Genomic DNA, 16934 nt, shown 5'->3' with positions numbered 1-16934 from the left:
CGCCGGTCCGGGAACTCCGGGCCAGCCGCGGGCTCTGTCAGCCGCACAGGAGAACTTCTTAATATGAAACGTCGTGACTTTTCGCTGGCCGCCACTTCGCTGGGGCTTCTTCCCTTCGCCTCACCTTCGCACGCCCAGGCGCTCGCGCCCAAGGCGGGCACCGACTACGCCGTGCTCGACAAGCGCGTGCCGGTCGACGCGCCGGCCGGCAAGGTCGAGGTGATCGAGTTCTTCTGGTACAGCTGCCCGCATTGCAACGCCTTCGAGCCGACGCTCGAGACCTGGATCAAGAAGCTGCCCGCCCACGTGTCTTTCAAGCGCGTGCCGGTCGCCTTCCAGCCCAGCTTCCAGCCGCAGCAGCGGCTCTACTACGCGCTGGAAGCGATGGGCAAGGTCGACGAATACCAGCGCAAGGTGTTCGCCGCGATCCACCAGCAGCGCCAGAACCTCTCAGGCGAGCAGCAGATCATCGACTGGGCCGCGGCCAACGGCCTCGACAAGGCCAAGTTCACCGAGAACTTCAAGTCCTTCAGCGTGGCGAGCAAGATCCAGCGCGCCAAGCAGCTGCAGGAGGCTTACCAAGTGGCCGGCGTGCCCGCGATGGGCATCGCGGGCAGGTGGTATACGGACGGCGAACTCGCGCGCAGCATGGACCGCGCGCTGCAGGTCACTGACTTCCTGGTCGGCGAAGCGCGCAAGAGCGCGTAAAAAAGCGCCTCCCGCCGCTCGTCGCGGCAACCAGCAGGAAGCCCGCTTCGGCGGGCTTTTTCATCCGCCGGCGGAAACCGGATCCATGAGGCCGCATACAATCGCCCAGCAAGTTTCGTGCCTTTTATGACGTCGTTACATTCCTCCTCCGTTTCTCGCCACCTTTGTCGCGCTTTCGTATTCGCCTTGGGCGTGGCCGGCCTCGTGTCGGCGGCGCAGGCCGAGAAGGCGGACCGCACCAAGCCGATGAACATCGAGGCCGACGCCATGCGCTACGACGACCTCAAGCAGACCAGCGTCTTCACCGGCAACGTGGTGGTGACCAAGGGCACCATCATCATCCGCGGCATCCGCATCGACGTGCGGCAGGATCCCGAGGGCTACCAGTACGGCATCGTCACGGCCGCGCCCGGCAAGCTGGCCTATTTCAAGCAGAAGCGCGACGCCGGCCCCGACGAGTGGATCGAGGGCGAGTCGGAAGTCATCGAGTACGACAGCCGCGCCGACAACGTGAAGTTCATCCGCCGTGCGGTGATGCGTCGCCTGGTCGGCGCGACACCCAACGACGAAAGCAGCGGACCCTTGATCGTCTACGACCAGAGCAACGACACCTTCACCGTCAACGGCTCGCCGCTGCCGCCCAATGCGGGCGTGGCGACCCAGCCCGGCGGCCGCGTCAAGGCCATCCTCACGCCCAAGGCGGCCGCCTCGGCGCCCGCTGCCGGGTCCGCCAGGCCGGCGGCGCCGGCCGCCTCCGCGCCGGCGTCCGGAACGGGCCTGCGCTCGACCACCACGCTCGGCGGAGAGCAGCGCAAGTGAGCGGCGGCAACGAAGTCCTGGGCAGCCGCCTCGAGGCGCGCGGCCTGCAGAAGAGCTACGGCAGCCGCAAGGTCGTCAAGGACGTCTCGCTCGGCGTGCAAAAGGGCGAGGTGGTCGGCCTGCTGGGGCCCAACGGCGCGGGCAAGACCACCTCCTTCTACATGATCGTCGGGCTGGTTCGGGCGGATGCGGGCGAGATCAGCATCGACGGCGAACCGATCGCGCACATGCCGATCCACCGCCGCGCCCGCATGGGCTTGAGCTACCTGCCGCAGGAAGCGTCGATCTTCCGCAAGCTCACGGTCGAGGAGAACGTGCGCGCCGTGCTCGAGCTGCAGCGCGAACCCGACGACGCGGGCCGGCCGGTGCCGCTGTCGAAGCAGCGCATCGAGGAGCGCCTCGGCGAACTGCTGCACGACCTGCGCGTCGACCATCTGCGCGATTCGCCGGCGCTGGCGCTGTCGGGTGGCGAGCGCCGCCGCGTCGAGATCGCGCGGGCGCTGGCCACGCAGCCGCGCTTCATCCTGCTGGACGAGCCCTTCGCCGGCATCGACCCGATCGCGGTGATCGAGATCCAGCGGATCATCAGTTTCCTGAAGGAACGCGGCATCGGCGTGCTCATCACCGACCACAACGTGCGCGAGACGCTGGGCATCTGCGATCACGCCTTCATCATCAGCGACGGGCATGTGCTGGCACAAGGCACGCCTTCGGAGATCGTCGACAACGCCGAGGTACGACGCGTGTACCTGGGCGAGCATTTCCGGATGTAGGGGACCGTACTTCGATGAAGCAAGGGCTCTCGCTGCGCGTTTCCCAGCACCTGGCGCTCACGCCGCAGCTGCAGCAGTCGATCCGGCTGCTGCAGCTCTCCACGCTCGAATTGAGCCAGGAAGTGGAGCAGATGCTCGACGAGAACCCGTTCCTCGAACGCACGGCCGAAGAGGCGCCGCGCGAGGAGTTCGGTCTCGAGGCGGCCGATGCGCCGGTGCGCGACGAAGACCGCCAGGCCGAGGGCGAGGCTGACTTCGTCCCCGGCTCGGCCGCGGCGCCGGCCGAGGTGGCGGTCGCCGCCAACGGCGATGCCGAAGCGGCTGCGCCCGCCGACAGCGAACCCGACTGGGAGGGCGACGGTACGGTCGACCTCGCGCCCGACGACAGCGAGTGGGGCGGCGATGCGCCCGCGCGCGCCAACAACCTCGGCGACGACGAGCGCACCGATGCGACCGAGCTCGCGCGCAGCCAGGAATCGCTGCAGTCCTTCTTGCACCGGCAGGCGCTGTCGCTGCGCCTGGACGAGAACGACTGCGCCGCGCTGCGCTTCCTGATCGAATCGCTCAACGACGACGGCTACCTCGAGGATTCGCTGCCGGCGCTGGCCTCGGGCCTCGCGGGCGACGACAACGACCAGTTCGACGAACTGGTGCATCACTTCCAGGTCGCGCTGGGCCTGCTGCAGAGTTTGGAGCCGGCCGGCGTCGGCGCCCGCAGCCTCGGCGAATGCCTGACCATCCAGCTGCGCCAGCTGGCGAGCGCCAAGGAGAGCGAGGAGGAGGCCCAGGTGCGCAAGACCGCCATCGCGATCTGCAAGCAGCCGATGGAGCTGCTCGCGCGGCGCGACTTCAAGCGCCTGGCCACGCTCACGCGCAGCAACGAAGACGAGGTGCGCGCCGCACTGCAGCTGATCGCCAGGCTCGAGCCCAAGCCGGGGCGCCGCTTCGTCGACGTCGAGCGCAACATCGTCGTGCCCGACGTGATCGTCACGCGCATCGGCCACGGCACCAACGCGAAGTTCCGCGTCATGCTCAATCCCGAGGTCATGCCGCGGCTGCGCGTGCACGACATCTATGCCGGCGCGCTCAAGCAGCACAAGGGCGAGGGCAGCCAGGCGCTGTCGCAGCGGCTGCAGGAAGCGCGCTGGTTCATCAAGAACATCCAGCAACGCTTCGACACCATCCTCAGGGTCTCCAACGCGATCGTCGAGCGGCAGAAGAGCTACTTCGTGCACGGCGAGCTCGCGATGCGGCCGCTGGTGCTGCGCGAGATCGCCGACGAGCTGGGCCTGCACGAATCCACCATCAGCCGCGTGACCACCGCCAAGTACATGGCCACGCCCTACGGCACCGTCGAGCTCAAGTACTTCTTCGGCTCGGCGCTCGGCACCGAAACCGGCGGCAACGCCTCCAGCACCGCGGTGCGCGCGCTGATCAAGCAGTTCGTGAGCGCCGAGGACGTGAGGAAGCCGCTGTCCGACAGCCAGGTGTCCGAGATGCTCAAGGAGCAGGGCATCGAGTGCGCGCGCCGCACGGTGGCCAAGTACCGCGAGGCGCTGCGCATCGCGCCTGCGAACCTGCGCAAGGCACTCTAGCGATGAGTCGCCGTCCGAGTCCGCTACCAAGCTGGATTCGCCTCGGCCTGGCCTTGATGGCGGTGCTTCTTCTCGCCAGCGGCTGCGCGATGCTGCCGGCCGAATTCGAGCGCACGCCGTCCAAGGCGATGCCCTTGTCCACCGGCACCGTGCTGGGCCGCATCGCCAAGGCCTCGCAGCCGGATGCGGACCTCAGCGGCTTCCGGCTCATGCCCAGCGGCGACTTCGCGCTCAACACGCGGCTCGAGCTCGCGCGCCGCGCCGAGCGCACGCTCGACGTCCAGTACTACCAGATCGACAACGACGAGACCGGCCGCTACCTGCTGCGCACGCTGCGCGACGCGGCCCAGCGCGGCGTGCGCGTGCGGCTCCTGATGGACGATCTCTACACTGCGGGCGAGGACGAGCTGCTGCTCGCGCTGGCCGCCACGCCCAACCTCGAGCTGCGGCTCTTCAACCCGTTTCCGGCCGGGCGCGGCAGCATGCTCAGGCGCTTCTCGGCCTCGCTCTTCGACTTCAGCCGCGTCAACCGGCGCATGCACAACAAGCTCTTCATCGCCGACGGCGCGATGGCGGTAGCCGGCGGGCGCAACATCGGCAACCCGTACTTCACGCAGACGGCCGGCGCGAACTTCATCGACCTCGACACCTTCGTCGCCGGCGCCCTGATCCCGCGCCTTTCCAGCCTGTTCGACCTGTACTGGAACAGCGAGCACGTGCGGCCGATCGAAACCGTGGTCGCGCCCACGCTCGCGCGGGAGGAACGACAGCGGCGCTTCGAGGAGCTGACTGCCCCGGCCACCACCCCGGCACCACGTCCGCCGGCGCCCAACGACCTGCTGGGCTACAGCCCGATCGTCGAGAACCTCAACGCCGGCAAGCTCGACCTCATCTGGACCACCGCCGAGGCGTATGCCGATTCGCCCGAGCGCGTGATCGGCAAACAGGTCACTTACGGCGGCGTGCCGCTGCTCGACGTCGACAGCGTGCGCTACAACGTGGTCGAGCAGATGCGGCGCGGGCGTTCCGACGTGACGTTGGTGTCGCCCTACCTGATCCCCGGCAAGGAGGGGCTGGAGGTGCTGCGCGAGATCCGCCGGCGCGGCATGAAGATCAGCGTGGTCACCAACTCGCTGGCCGCCACCGACGAGCCCGTGGTCCACACCGGCTACCGCCGCTACCGGGCCGACATGCTGCGGCTCGGCGCCGAGATCCACGAGCTGAGCTCGGTGCGCACGCGGCGCAGCGTGCGCCTGGGCCTGTTCGGCACGCAGATCGGACGCCTGCACGCCAAGTCGGCCGTGATCGACGGGCGCACGCTCTTCGTCGGCTCGATGAATTTCGACCCGCGCTCGGAAGTGCACAACACCGAGATCGGCCTCTTCATCTTCAGCCGCGAGATGGCGCAGCAGGTGCTGAAGCTGGTCGAGGTGCTCAAGCAGCAGGGCGCCTACAAGGTGCGCTTCGCACCCGGCACCGAGAAAATGGAGTGGGTGAGCGAGGAGGCCGGCGTCGAACAGGTGCTCACCAGCGAGCCCGATGCGGGCTTCTGGGACCACCTGATGCTGGAGCTGCTGGCGCCGCTGGCGCCGGAGAGCCTGCTCTAGACCTCAATAGCGATAGTCGTGACGGTCATGCCGGTAGTGATGGCGATGGCCGTGCCGGTATTCGTCGCGGTACTCGTGGCGGTAGAAGTGCCGCGGCGGCGGGCGATGGTAGTAGCCCCTGTCGCCGCGATGGCCGTCATACACGGGCGCCGGCCGATAGTGGCGGGGCGACGGTTCGTAGTAGACCGGCGCAGGGGCATAGTGGACGGGGCTGGCAACGCCGACGGCGACGCCCGGTGCATGGATGCCGACCGACCAGGCCAGGTCCCCCGCGCTGGCCGACGTGGCGCCCAGCGCGGCTGCGGCGGAGAAGGCGCCGGCGGCGATCCACTTGAAGAAACGGGTGTGCGCGATGTTCATGAAGAAACTCCTGAAGGCATGAAGTGCCGTTGGGGTCATTGCAACCGGCCCGCGTAAAGCAGGACCCGCCTGCTCCGTGAAGCTTGTTGCTGAATGTAGTTCGAGCTCGCCCTCGGACCGGCAGCGAAGAAGCGATCGCGCCCTAGCTCGGCCGGTCCGTGATGTTGACCGCCTCGACCTGCACCAGGAGCCGCACCTTGTTCTCGAAGCCGAAGTTGATGCCCCAGGTGATGCCCCATTCGCTGCGCTCCACGATGGTCTCGAAGTCGCCGCCGCAGACCTGGCGCTTGATCAGCGGGCTGAGGTAGCAGCCGAAGCGGCTGGCCTTGAGCTTGATGGGCCGCGTCTGGCCCATCAGCGTGAGCGTGCCGTCGACTTCGGCGACCTTGTCGCCGTTGAAATCGATCTTGTCGGCCACGAAGCGGCCGGTCGGAAATTCCGCGACGTTGAAGAAGTCCTTGCTCAGCACGTGGCGGTTGAGCAGGTCGACGCCGGTGTTGATGGAGCCGATGTCCATCGTGATGTCGATCTTGCCGTTCTTGCCCGTGGTATCGATCTTGACCGTGCCGTCCTTGGTGCTGAAGCGGCCGCGGTTGGTGGTGGTGCCGTAGTGGCCCATCTCGTACATCACGAAAGTGTGGGTCGGGTCGACCACGTAGCTGGCGCCCTTGACCGGACCTCCTGCCGGCAAGGCGGCCATTTCCGGTGCCTGCTGTGCGGCGGCGAGGGTCGCTGCGGCCGCGAGCGCAGCGACGGCAATGGACTTCATCATGACGAGCTTTCGAATGGGGCGATGAAAGGATGAACGAAAGGCCGATCAGATCGGACGCAGGCCGGCGAGCACGAGCTTGAAGCGCACCTGCACGTCGTCGCCGACCATCGAGGTGTCGGCCCATTCGCCCTCGCCGATCTTGAAGGCGAGGCGCTGGATCGTAAAGCTTCCAGTCGCCACCGACTGCCCCGAGGCTTGCGTGATGGTCACCGGCACCATGACGTACTGCGTGGTGCCCTTGATCGTCAGCTTGCCCGCGACCTCGAAGTGCCCGCTGCCGAGGCTCTTGATGGCGCTCGACTGGAAGCTGGCCTTCGGAAATCGCGCGGTGTCGAACCACGGCGCCTTGGGCAGTTCGGCGTCGCTTTGCGGCACGCCGAGGGTGGCGCTGCCCATGTCGATCTGCATGGAGACCGTGCCGCCCTCGGGCTTCTGCGGGTCGAAGGCGATCTGGGCGTCGAACTTCTTGAACGCGCCTTCGACCGGCACGCCCATCTGCTTGGTGACGAAGACGATCTGGCCGTAGCCGGGGACCAGCTTCGCCATCGGTTCTGCGGCGCTCGCCGGCCCCGCGATCGCGAGCGCCGCAGCGGCGGCCCAGAGTGCCCGCCAGGCGATGGGAAGTCTTGTCATCTTGGGTGTCCCTGGTGCGAAAAAGGCCACATGCGATCGAGCAGGCCGTCGCGGTCGGCGAAGTGATGCTTGAGCGCCGCCGCCGCGTGCAGCAGCACCACGGCGGCCAGCGTGAAGGCGCTGCCTTTGTGCATCGGCTTCAGCACCGCCTCGGCGAAGTCCTTGTCCACCGGCACGAAGTCCGGCAGCGGCACGAGGCCGAACCAGACGATCGGAATGCCCAGTCCCGAGCTGTAGGCCCAGCCGAACAGGGGGACGGCGAAGAACAGCAAATACAGCAGCAGATGCGTGCCGCGGTGCGCGACGAGCTGCCAGCCCGGCATCGCCTCCACGATGCAGGCTGGCAGCGGCGGCGGCGGGTGTGACAGGCGCCACAGCAGGCGCAAGGCCGAAAGCGTCAGGATCGTGATGCCGGCCCACTTGTGCCAGTTGATGAGCTTGAGCCGCATCGGCGAGAAGGGCAGGCCGGCCATGTAGAGGCCGACGCTGAAGGAGGCGACGATCAGCAGCGCGAGCAGCCAGTGCAGCCCCATGGCGACCGCGCCGTAGCGTGGGGCGTCGGCACGGTCGTGGGCAAGCGCGGGATGGAGCGGCTCGGCGGGCATGCACAGAGCATATCGCCCCGCAAGCCGTCTATCCGATGCTCCAGCGCGCGATCAGCAGCAGGCCGAGGCCCAGCACCAGCATCAGCACGAAGGGCACCACGAGCCAGGGTGCGTCGTGCTCTTCTTTGTCGGAGGCGAGCTGGTTGTTCATGGTCAGAAGGTCGGAACGTGATCGGCCTGTTCGGGCGTGCGGTCGGTCAGCACCTCGCTCGCGGCGGGAACCGAGGGATCGCTGCTGCGATAGGCGGCCGCAGGCGGGGCCTGGCGCTGCGCCGCGGCGCCGCTGGCCTCGGCTTGCCAGTGGCCGAGCAGGGCCAGGCCGACGAGCAGGATGGCGGCCAGTGCCACAGAACCGAGCAGCAGCCGGGGCATGCGGCTTTCTTTCCGGCTTTTTCCGGCGAGCGCCGAGAGCCGGTATCTGGACGCTGCGTGGGATTGGAACTGCATGCGGGGCCTTCCTTCCTTCGGATGACACGCGATGAAGGCGTGTGCATGCAATCTAGGCAGGAAGCCGTGCGCGGAAAATGCCGCCTTCGCGTTCGGGATCCCGCGTTCGCGGGAGGGGCCGCGCGACAGCGCTCAGGCGACCGGCGCCGTCATCGGCAGGCGCAGCACGACGCAGGTGCCGGTCGGGCCCGAGCGCACTTCGAGCGCACCGCCGAGCCGCTGGGCCCGCGAGCGCATGTTGCCGAGGCCGTGGCCCTGGCGCCGGGGTTCGCCGACCAGGCCATGGCCGTCGTCTTCGACTTCCATTTCGAGCATGTCGCCGAGCTGGCGCAGCCGCACCTCGACCCGCGTGGCCCGCGCATGCTTGAGCACATTGGTCAGCGCCTCCTGCGCCACGCGCAGCAGCTGCAGCGCGGCGTGCGGCGCCAGGGGCATCGCATCGTCGGGCAGGTCGATGTCCCAGCGCGGGCGTACGCCGGCCGCGATCAGCTGCGCCTCCCAGCGGAACATGAAGTTGCCGAGCGCGGCGCCGAGGTTGTGCTCGTCGGAGGCCAGCGCATCGAGCGCGAGCCGCATGTCGGCGATGCAGCTGCGCAGCGCGGTGGCGATCTGGCCGTCGTCCATGTCGCCGCGCTCCACGCGCGACAGCGAGGTGAAGAGCTGCGAGCCCAGGCCGTCGTGCAGGTCGCGCATGATCAGCTGGCGCTCCTCCGATGCGGCATGCTCGCGCTCCAGTGCGGCCAGCCGCTCGTAGTTGGCCGCCAGCGCTCGCTCGCGGTCGGCGACGCGCGTTTCCAGCGTGCGGTTCAGGTCCTCCAGCGAGCTCAGCGTGCGCAGGAAGCGCGCCGTCAGAAGGGCGGCCATCGCCAGCAGCAGCATGTTCGAGCCGAAGTGCAGCACGTGGATGCGATGCCCGACCCATTCCGGCAGGAAGCGCCCGAGCAGGCGCGGGTCCCAGGTGATCAGGTAGTCGTGCACGCCCACCAGCACCGCAAAGGCCATCACGGCGGAGAGCGCGGCCGAGGTCAGGGTGCCGCGGCGGCGCGCATAACCGATCGACGTCGCGATGATCAGCAGGCCGACCCCCATCATGCCGCCCAGCCAGTAGCGCGCCACGAACGGCTCCGCCGCGAAGCCGCCGATCGCGAAGGCGAGGGGACCCAGCAGCCAGTAGGCCACCAGCCCGCGCTCCAGCCCGGGCCGGCGAACGCCGGCATAGCGCAACGTGAACACCGCCATCACGATCACGAAGCCGCCCGTGGCGCTGTTGTAGATCACGCGCCACCACTGCCATTGGGCCATGGGCATCGCATCGATCAGGAAGGTCATGGTGCGGGTGGCCCACAGCGCGGCCGCCAGGCCGAAGAGCCCATAGAGCACCTCGCTGCGGCGGCGCCACCAGATGAACACCACGAAGCCGGCGACCAGCACGGAGACGAGCACCGTGAGCTCGGGCACGGTGCGGGTCCAGAACAGGCGCCGGTCGTGCAGCGGCTGGAGCTCGGCCTGCGGCCCGACGGCGACGCGCGGGAAGCGCAGCGGGTAGCCTTTGGGGGCCGCGACGCGGATCGCCAGCTCGTTGCGGCCGGGGCGCAGCAGCGGTGCCGGAAACACCGTCATCTGCGGCCGGTAGGTGCGCGCGTAGACCTGCTCGGTGTTCTCGGGCACGCTCGCGACCAGGGTGCCGTTGAGCCAAAGGTCGCCGCCGTCGTAGAAGTAGGGCACGTAGGCGGCCCACTGCGCCTGCCGGGCCGGATCGTCGGGATAGTCGAAGCCGACGCGATACCAGGCGGGCGCCTTTGCGCGGTCCGGGCGCGAATACCCGGCGTCGTCGGGCAGCGTCACCGTTTCCCACGCCGCGTCGGCCGGTGGCGGGGTTCTAGTGACGAGCGGCGCCGCGAACACCGAGGCCTGGCGCGGCTCCTGCAATGCCGCATGGGCGATGCCCGCGATGCAGGCCGCCATCAGCACGGCGACCGCGAGCCGGTGCATCACAGCAATCCCATCTGGCTCGCTTCGTAGACCGCTTCGCCGCGCGAGTGGACGGCCAGCTTGCGGTAGATCTTCTTCACGTGCGCGACCACGGTGTGCGGCGAGATGTCGATCAGCTCCCCGATGGTGTCGAAGCTCAGGCCCTTGGCCGTGAGGCGCAGGATCTCGGTCTCGCGTTCGGTCAGGGGCGAGGGCGCTTCGGGCGTGGGCGGCTGCGTCGCGGCCGCCGGCTGGGCGCTGACGCGGAAGCGCGCCAGCACGCGACGCGCGATGCTCGGGCTGATGGGCGAGCCGCCGGCGCGCACTTCGTGGATGCTGGCGGCAATGCGGTCGGCCCCGGCGTCCTTGAGCAGGTAGCCGGTGGCGCCGGCCTCGATCGAAGAAAGCACGTGCTGGTCGTCGCCGAACATCGTGACTACCAGCACGTCGCACTGCGGACGATGGCGGGCCGCGTGGCGGATCACCTCGACGCCGTCGATGTCGGGCAGCCCGAGATCGACCAGCATGACGTCGGGCGCTTGCGCGTCCAGCATCGCCAGCGCCGCGCGCCCGGTGGCCACCGCAGCGATGAGCTGCAGGCCGGGGTCCGCCAGCACCGCGTCCGAAAAACGGCGCATGAACTCCGGTTCGTCTTCGACAATCAGCACGCTGGTGGTCATGTGAGCCCTTCGCGACGCGGTCCGGCGATTTTCGCACCGGGGACTTGCATGGCGATAGCGCAAACGCGGTAGGGTCACATGGGATACTGGCCTTCGAATCCCGCCATGAACGACCTCTCCCTTTTCCTGCCCTGCGCCGCCGGCGTCGAAGACTTTCTCGCGCAAGAGGTGCATGCGCTGACCGGCCGCGTCGGCCAGGACCTGCTGACCCTGCGCGGCGGCGTGCGCGTACGTGCCGACTGGCGCGAAGCCATGAAGCTCAACCTGCACAGCCGCCTCGCGCAGCGCGTGCTGATCGAACTGGCCCACGCGCCGTACCGCAACGAGAACGACCTCTACGCCATCGCGAGCGGCGTGGCCTGGGAGATCTGGTTCACGCCCAAACAGACCTTCAAGATCGAGACCACGGCGCAGCACAGCCCGCTCACCAGCCTCAACTTCGCCACGCTGCGTATCAAGGACGCGATCGCCGACCGCTTCCGCGCCAAGGCGAACGGCGTGCGCCCCAGCATCGAGACCCAGTGGCCCGACGCGCGCGTGTTCGCGCACCTGGCCACCGACCAGTGCACGCTCTACATCGACACCTCGGGTGAGCCGCTCTTCAAGCGCGGCTGGCGGCAGGACAAGGGCGATGCGCCGCTGAAGGAAACCCTGGCCGCCGCCATGCTGGCCGCCAGCGGCTGGTGGAACCCGGAAACCGGCGAAGTCGCCGGGGAGCCGCTCTACGACCCCTGCTGCGGCAGCGGCACGATCGCGATCGAGGCGGCGCAGATCGCGCGCGGCATCGCCGCCGGGTCGCTCAGGCGCTTCGGCTTCGAGAAGCTGTTGCCCTTCCAGGTCCACGTGTGGTCGGGGCTCAAGGCCGAGGCGCAGCGTGCCGCGGCACCTGGGGTCGCGATCTTCGGCTCGGACGTGTCGCACCGCATGGTCGACTTCGCCGAGCGCAATGCCGAGCGCGCCGGCGTGGCCGAAGCGGTGCAGTTCAGGGGCGGCGACGCGCTGCAGCGCATGCCACCGGCCGAGTCGGGCGTGATCGTGCTGAATCCGCCCTACGGCGAGCGCATCGAGGTCGGCGGCGTCGCGGCGGCAGGCGGCGGCAAGGGCGGCGGCCGCGAAGAGGCGCAGACCGAAGACGGCGGCGAGTTCTTCGTGCAGCTCGCCAGCCACTGGAAGAAGAACTACGCCGGCTGGACCGCCTGGGTGCTGACGCCCGACCTCCAGTTGCCCAAGCGCATGCGCCTGAAGGAATCGCGCCGCGTGCCGATGTGGAACGGGCCGATCGAGTGCCGGCTGTTCCGCTTCGACATGGTGGCGGGTTCGGCGCGCAACCGGGTCTGAGGGCGCCCTTCGATCAGGGAGGGTCGGGGTGCAGCAGCGGCCCGGCCGGATGGTTCGAAACCGGCACCGAGAAGAAGCGGGTCAAGGCTTCGGCTGTGGGCCCTGGCGCTTCCTCCGGGAAGAAATGGCCGGCATCGATGGCGTGGCCCTGCACGTCCCCGGCCCATGCACGCCAGAGCGCGAGCGGCCCGCCCGCTTCGGGATACCAGGTGTCGAGCGCTCCCTGCGCGCCCCAGAGCGCGAGCACGGGGCAGTCCATGCGCCGCCTGCCGGCGACGTCGGCCTGGTCATGCGTGCGATCGAGGCCCGCGGCCGCGCGGTATTCCTCGCAGATGGCATGGACGCGCTCGGGATCCTGCAGCGTCTCCAGATAGGCCGAGCGCACCGCCGGCGGGGACACCTCCGCGGGAGAGCTCCACCCGCCGAGCGCGGCGTCGAGGATGGCCTCGGGTGCCGCGGCCAGCAGACGCTCCGGCAGCGGCTCGGGCTGGGCCAACAGCGACCAGGGCCAGTAGCCGAGCGCGAAGCGGGCATCGGCGCGGGCCCACACCGTCTCCGTCGGCAGGATGTCGAGGACGGCAAGCCGGTCGATGCGGGTCGGATGGTCGAGTGCCATGCGGTAGGCGACACGGCCGCCGCGGTCATGTCCGGCGACCGAGAAGTGCGGGTACCCCAGCCGCTCCATGACGATGGCCATGTCGCGCGCCATGGCGCGCTTCGAGTACGGCGCGTGGTCGGGCGCGGAGGCCGGGCAGCCGCTTCGCCCATAGCCGCGAAGATCGGCGCAGACGACGGTGAAGTTGCGGGCCAGCAACGGCGCCACGCTGCGCCACATCAGGTGTGTCTGCGGAAAACCGTGCAACAGCAGGATCGGCGGGCCGGAGCCGGACCAGCGCGCAAAGATATGGGTTTCGCCCGTCTGGATCTCGGCGGTCTCGAAGTCGTCAATCGCGGCGGGGCCCATGGGGACAGGCCCTAGCGCCCCTGGCTCAACCGGCTGAGGCCCTGGTCGGTCAGGAAAATGGTGCCCCGCTGGTCCGAGGCGACGAAGCCGTTGGACCGCAGGCGGCTGGAAACCTTGATCGAATCGGTGGGGGATCGCTTGGCAGCGGCCTCGCGCAGCGCCTGAAGCGTTCTCCACTGTTCGTCATTGAGCTGGATTTTCTTTGTCACGGCAACTTCCTTCCATCCCGGCAGTGTGGCAAGGCAGACGTTCTCGCACCTCCTCCAAAGGTGCTCTTGTCAGAAGACCCGTTTCGGACTAGGAGCCGCCGCCGATTGAACTGCGAATGCGGCCTCGTGCCAAGAGGGCTTGCCGCATCAGGCCTGGGCCAAGCCGGTTTTCTTGGCCGGCGCCGGACCCATGCTCCGGTTCGACATGACGGTTGTGTGACATCCGCGCGCCCGGCGACCCTGAGCCGGGCAGCGTTATGGCAGCGTCACACGGCTTTTTGAGAATCCGCGGATGGCGCGTCAACTTCTTTCCATCGCCCTTACCGTCGACCAGCACGACGATGGCGATTTCTATTGGATGCTCCTCGAGTCCTTCGACAACTCGATGGAGTTCGAGTCCCTCATGGAATCCGCGAGCGGGTTCGAAACCTATATCGAAGCGCTCGACGCGGGCTACCTCATGCTCAAGCGGCTCTCGGACGATCTGGCCATCGGGCCCCAGGACGAGTTCGACGATCCCGGCGACCCCGCAAATAGCGTTAACAGGCCCTAGCGCAAGAGCGCCGGCGTCGCTGCAGGGTCAGCGTCCTCCCGCGCCCGCTCGGCGCCTGCCTGGCGCGCCACATGCCACCAGAGCAGCATCCGCTCGAAACTGCCTTCGAAGCCTCGGTCGCGCAGCGCGTCGGCCACCAGCGAGCAATGCGCCGCGGTGCCGCGGTCCAGCACTTCGTTCGACGATGTCTCGGCGCACCGGAGGTAGACGTACTTGAGCTGCTGGATCGATGCGGCTGCAATGAAGCTCGGCGTATCGGCGTGGACGACATGCGCGTTGAATGCCAGCGCGAACGCCAGCACCTGGATCGGCAGAATCTTCATGAAGGGCCCCTTCTTCGCGGACCTTCCGCGCAGAAGAATCGTCCCGCGCACGGGGGCGTCCTTCAATCCCGCGAATGCGTAACGGGGCGCTCAGCTCTGGATGTAGGTGCGCAGCTGCTCGATGGTCTGTTCATGGTCGGCGATGATGTCGTCCATCAGGTCGCGGATCGAGATCATGCCGACCACCCTGTCGCCATCGACCACCGGCAAGTGGCGGATACGCTTCTGGCTCATCAGCGTCATGCACTCGCGCGTGCGGGTGGCGGGCGTCACGGTCAGCACGTCGGGCGTCATGAGCTCCGCGACCAGCACCTCTTTGGAGTTCCGGCCCTGCAGCGCCACCTTGCGCGTGTAGTCGCGTTCGGAGATCACGCCGACCAGCTTGTCGTGCGACATCACCATGAGCGCGCCGACCTCGTGACGGGCCAGCGCCTCCAGCGCGTCGAACATCGTGGCGCCCGGTTCGATGCGCCAGACAGCCGAGTCGCGACGCTTGAGCAGTTCGGAGACAGGTTTCATGGAAGGCCCTCCAGGAGAAACGTTTGCGTGCAACCCACGCAAGGGCCGCGCCAGCCCAAATCATAGGCGGCGCGCGCAACAGTCCCAAGGCTAAGCCGAAGGTCTACCCATTTCGTGAGATGGACACCCGCATCCGCGCGCATCACCATGCGACGCGCGGCTGCCACTGCCGCCCGAGGAGCTGCGATGCACATCCTGATGAGCAAGGGAAGCGTTGGCGACGATGTGGAGCGGCTGCGCCGCGCACTCGCGAATGCGCTGGGCGGCGACGCGGAGCTCTTCCCTTCGCTGAAGAAGGCGAACACGCCGATCCTGGGCTTGGACCGCATCCACGACGAGGCCTACTCCGGCTGGGACGGCTCCTCCGACACGGGCGAAGCGCTCGCGCTCTGGCTCCAGGCCGCCAAGCTCGACAGCACCAGGCGGGTCAAGGACGAGCGCGTCCAGGTCGCGAAGGATGCGGCGGGCCGGCCCGTGCTGCAAGCTGCGGCACATGGCGGCTTCGACAACGACATCGACGTCGTCACGCGCACCCTCAAGCGCATCACGGGCGCCGAGCTCGCGCTGCCGGTGGACGATCTGCGGGGCTTCTGAGCGCTCGACGCATGGCCACCTCCAAGCCGACACCCCCGGAAGCCAAGGACGCGCCTGCATACTCGAGTGCGGCACTGGAATGGGCCAGGCTTCTGCTGCCAGTGCTCGTTTCCTGGCCGCTGGTCGTGCTGGTCGTTGCCTATCTTTTCCATGACACGCTGGGCGGGCTCATCACCCGCTTCGCGCAGTCCACCGAGGGCAAGGCCGAACTGGGGCCGTTCAAGATGGAACTCGGCAAGCCGGTACTGCCGCCGCAATACCGGCCGCAAACCGCCGATCCGCGGCAGGACGAGATCGATCTTTCGTCCGTCATCGGCAAGATCGGCGACACGGGCCCCGAAGGCACGACCGTCGGCTTCTCGGTGGCCTATGCCATCCAGGCGGCGGCCAGCGAGGCCGGCAAGGAGGTGGTCGTCTCGCCGCGCGGCATCTATGTGCTGTCGAAGAAATACGACGAGTGGCCCGGCGAGAACTATGAAGGCTCGTCCTTGCTCGGTGCCGTGAAGGCCGCCAAGGAGGAGGGGGTCTACCTCGAGAAGGACTGGCCTTACGATCAGAAAACAGTGCCCGTCGGCAAGAAGCCTGCCTTCAAGCTCAAGAGCTATGCGCAGGCAAAGTCCATCACGGCCATCCTGAACGCGCTGCGCGAGAAGAAGGTCGTCGCGCTGACCGTGCAGGTGACGGAGGACTTCGATCACGTGTCCAAAGAAGGTCGGGTAACCATCAAGCTGCCGCTGCGCGACCTTGGGAGAAAGACGATCACCATCGTCGGCTATGACGCGAAGACCGCGGAGTTCAAGTTCGCCAACGACTGGGGAACGGGATGGGGATCGGGCGGCTTCGGCTGGATCAAGGACACCGACCTGGCCCGCATACTGGACGACGGCTATACGGTCGAACTCTAGTGACTGACGACAGAATGGAAGAAGAAACAGCATCGAGCACATGAGCATCGTGATCGACACCAACATCGCCCTCGACCTGCTGGTCTTCGACGACCCCGCCTGCCTGCCGCTCGCCGCGGCCCTCGATGCCGGCGAGTTGCGCTGGCTCGCCACCGCGGCGATGCGCGACGAGTTCGCGCGCGTGCTCGGCTATCGCCTGATCGCCGCGCGTCTGGCGCAGAACGGCCGCGATGCCGAAAGCGTGCTGGCGGCCTTCGACCGCCGGGTGGGGCCGGTGAGCGAGGCGCCGGCGCGCGCGCCCTGCACCTGCAGCGACCCCGACGACCAGATCTTCATCGACCTCGCGGTGGCGCATCGCGCGCGGCTCCTGAGCAAGGACCGGGCGGTGCTCGCGATGCACAGGCGGCTGGCGGCGCTGGGTGTTGCAGTCTCGGGGATCTAGGGCAGGCCCACTACCCGCTCGACGCGCGCAGCGCGGCGGCCGGCGACGAAGCAGCGCTGACATGACGGCGTTGCCAGGGCAAAAGTACTACTTTCGTCTAAACCGTTCCGGTACTTG

The 16934-nt window shown here is 68.1% G+C and carries 22 protein-coding genes; 10 read left to right on the top strand and 12 right to left on the bottom strand.

Annotation, left to right across the window (positions count from 1 at the left end):
- The first annotated feature begins 63 nt into the window (after window positions 1–63).
- From ACSQ86_RS27160 to ACSQ86_RS27140, 5 genes are all read left to right on the top strand, one after another.
- Window positions 64–708 carry a thiol:disulfide interchange protein DsbA/DsbL gene (locus ACSQ86_RS27160; RefSeq protein ID WP_436305851.1) on the top strand — a complete coding sequence of 215 codons (645 nt, stop codon included), beginning with the start codon at window positions 64–66 and terminating at the stop codon, window positions 706–708.
- A 126-nt stretch (window positions 709–834) separates the two neighbouring features.
- Window positions 835–1527 carry a lipopolysaccharide transport periplasmic protein LptA gene (gene lptA, locus ACSQ86_RS27155; RefSeq protein ID WP_093109991.1) on the top strand — a complete coding sequence of 231 codons (693 nt, stop codon included), beginning with the start codon at window positions 835–837 and terminating at the stop codon, window positions 1525–1527.
- Complete coding sequence (lptB, locus tag ACSQ86_RS27150) at window positions 1524–2300, top strand: LPS export ABC transporter ATP-binding protein (RefSeq protein WP_436305850.1); 777 nt, start codon at window positions 1524–1526, stop codon at window positions 2298–2300. Before lptA ends, lptB begins: the two co-directional genes overlap by 4 nt.
- A 14-nt stretch (window positions 2301–2314) precedes the next feature.
- Window positions 2315–3895: an RNA polymerase factor sigma-54 gene (locus tag ACSQ86_RS27145; protein WP_436309983.1), complete on the top strand. Its 1581-nt coding sequence runs from the start codon at window positions 2315–2317 to the stop codon at window positions 3893–3895.
- A 2-nt stretch (window positions 3896–3897) separates the two neighbouring features.
- Window positions 3898–5502 carry a phospholipase D family protein gene (locus ACSQ86_RS27140; RefSeq protein WP_436305848.1) on the top strand — a complete coding sequence of 535 codons (1605 nt, stop codon included), beginning with the start codon at window positions 3898–3900 and terminating at the stop codon, window positions 5500–5502.
- A 3-nt stretch (window positions 5503–5505) separates the two neighbouring features.
- On the opposite strand, the gene ACSQ86_RS27135 is transcribed toward ACSQ86_RS27140, so the two are convergent.
- The 8 genes from ACSQ86_RS27135 to ACSQ86_RS27100 all read right to left on the bottom strand — a co-directional run bounded on the left by ACSQ86_RS27135 (window position 5506) and on the right by ACSQ86_RS27100 (window position 10970).
- Complete coding sequence (locus tag ACSQ86_RS27135) at window positions 5506–5862, bottom strand: hypothetical protein (protein ID WP_436309982.1); 357 nt, start codon at window positions 5860–5862, stop codon at window positions 5506–5508.
- A 142-nt stretch (window positions 5863–6004) separates the two neighbouring features.
- Window positions 6005–6631 (bottom strand): YceI family protein, encoded by a 627-nt coding sequence (locus ACSQ86_RS27130; RefSeq protein ID WP_436306369.1) that lies wholly within the window; start codon window positions 6629–6631, stop codon window positions 6005–6007.
- A gap of 48 nt (window positions 6632–6679) precedes the next feature.
- Entirely contained in the window at window positions 6680–7267 is a 588-nt protein-coding gene (locus ACSQ86_RS27125; protein ID WP_436309981.1) for a YceI family protein, read from the bottom strand.
- Complete coding sequence (locus ACSQ86_RS27120; RefSeq protein ID WP_436292177.1) at window positions 7264–7872, bottom strand: cytochrome b; 609 nt, start codon at window positions 7870–7872, stop codon at window positions 7264–7266. Before ACSQ86_RS27120 ends, ACSQ86_RS27125 begins: the two co-directional genes overlap by 4 nt.
- A gap of 28 nt (window positions 7873–7900) precedes the next feature.
- Window positions 7901–8023, bottom strand: coding sequence for a hypothetical protein (locus ACSQ86_RS27115; protein ID WP_280142663.1), 123 nt, complete (start codon window positions 8021–8023; stop codon window positions 7901–7903).
- A 2-nt stretch (window positions 8024–8025) separates the two neighbouring features.
- The gene (locus ACSQ86_RS27110; protein WP_436292178.1) at window positions 8026–8319 is read right to left on the bottom strand and encodes a hypothetical protein; all 294 of its coding nucleotides are present in this window, start codon (window positions 8317–8319) and stop codon (window positions 8026–8028) included.
- Between the two features lie 132 nt (window positions 8320–8451).
- Window positions 8452–10311, bottom strand: a complete 1860-nt coding sequence (locus ACSQ86_RS27105; RefSeq protein ID WP_436309980.1) for an ATP-binding protein — start codon at window positions 10309–10311, stop codon at window positions 8452–8454.
- On the bottom strand, window positions 10311–10970 hold the full coding sequence (locus ACSQ86_RS27100; protein ID WP_436309979.1) for a response regulator: 660 nt from the start codon (window positions 10968–10970) through the stop codon (window positions 10311–10313). The genes ACSQ86_RS27105 and ACSQ86_RS27100 overlap by 1 nt, the downstream gene beginning before the upstream one ends.
- Before the next feature lie 105 nt (window positions 10971–11075).
- On the opposite strand from ACSQ86_RS27100, the gene ACSQ86_RS27095 reads away from it, so the two are divergent.
- Window positions 11076–12308, top strand: a complete 1233-nt coding sequence (locus ACSQ86_RS27095; protein ID WP_436305841.1) for a THUMP domain-containing class I SAM-dependent RNA methyltransferase — start codon at window positions 11076–11078, stop codon at window positions 12306–12308.
- Window positions 12309–12321: 13 nt separating this feature from the next.
- On the opposite strand, the gene ACSQ86_RS27090 is transcribed toward ACSQ86_RS27095, so the two are convergent.
- Together ACSQ86_RS27090 and ACSQ86_RS27085 are read right to left on the bottom strand one after the other, a co-directional pair.
- Window positions 12322–13272, bottom strand: coding sequence for an alpha/beta fold hydrolase (locus ACSQ86_RS27090; RefSeq protein WP_436309978.1), 951 nt, complete (start codon window positions 13270–13272; stop codon window positions 12322–12324).
- 11 nt (window positions 13273–13283) lie between these two features.
- A complete protein-coding gene (locus ACSQ86_RS27085; RefSeq protein ID WP_093110004.1) occupies window positions 13284–13481 on the bottom strand; it encodes a hypothetical protein in 198 nt (65 codons plus the stop codon).
- Window positions 13482–13773: 292 nt separating this feature from the next.
- Here ACSQ86_RS27085 and ACSQ86_RS27080 point away from each other — a divergent pair, with 292 nt between their 5' ends.
- Window positions 13774–14034, top strand: a complete 261-nt coding sequence (locus ACSQ86_RS27080) for a hypothetical protein (RefSeq protein WP_436309977.1) — start codon at window positions 13774–13776, stop codon at window positions 14032–14034.
- On the opposite strand, the gene ACSQ86_RS27075 is transcribed toward ACSQ86_RS27080, so the two are convergent.
- Together ACSQ86_RS27075 and ACSQ86_RS27070 are read right to left on the bottom strand one after the other, a co-directional pair.
- Window positions 14031–14357: a hypothetical protein gene (locus tag ACSQ86_RS27075; RefSeq protein ID WP_436309976.1), complete on the bottom strand. Its 327-nt coding sequence runs from the start codon at window positions 14355–14357 to the stop codon at window positions 14031–14033. The genes ACSQ86_RS27080 and ACSQ86_RS27075 overlap by 4 nt on opposite strands.
- 90 nt (window positions 14358–14447) lie before the next feature.
- Complete coding sequence (locus tag ACSQ86_RS27070) at window positions 14448–14876, bottom strand: CBS domain-containing protein (protein WP_093110007.1); 429 nt, start codon at window positions 14874–14876, stop codon at window positions 14448–14450.
- 186 nt (window positions 14877–15062) lie between these two features.
- Here ACSQ86_RS27070 and ACSQ86_RS27065 point away from each other — a divergent pair, with 186 nt between their 5' ends.
- Genes ACSQ86_RS27065 through ACSQ86_RS27055 form a run of 3 tightly spaced genes read left to right on the top strand, consistent with a single transcriptional unit; the run spans window position 15063 to window position 16817 of the window.
- Window positions 15063–15470 (top strand): hypothetical protein, encoded by a 408-nt coding sequence (locus tag ACSQ86_RS27065; RefSeq protein WP_436309975.1) that lies wholly within the window; start codon window positions 15063–15065, stop codon window positions 15468–15470.
- An 11-nt stretch (window positions 15471–15481) separates the two neighbouring features.
- Window positions 15482–16375, top strand: a complete 894-nt coding sequence (locus tag ACSQ86_RS27060) for a C1 family peptidase (protein ID WP_436305836.1) — start codon at window positions 15482–15484, stop codon at window positions 16373–16375.
- A 40-nt stretch (window positions 16376–16415) separates the two neighbouring features.
- Window positions 16416–16817 (top strand): PIN domain-containing protein, encoded by a 402-nt coding sequence (locus ACSQ86_RS27055; protein ID WP_436309974.1) that lies wholly within the window; start codon window positions 16416–16418, stop codon window positions 16815–16817.
- Window positions 16818–16934: the final 117 nt, after the last annotated feature.

It is taken from the genome of Variovorax sp. LjRoot130, assembly GCF_964253755.1.
Classification (GTDB): Bacteria; Pseudomonadota; Gammaproteobacteria; order Burkholderiales; family Burkholderiaceae_C; genus Variovorax.
Note: the sequence above shows the minus strand (reverse complement) of the source record. Positions and strands in the feature narration are given on the sequence as shown.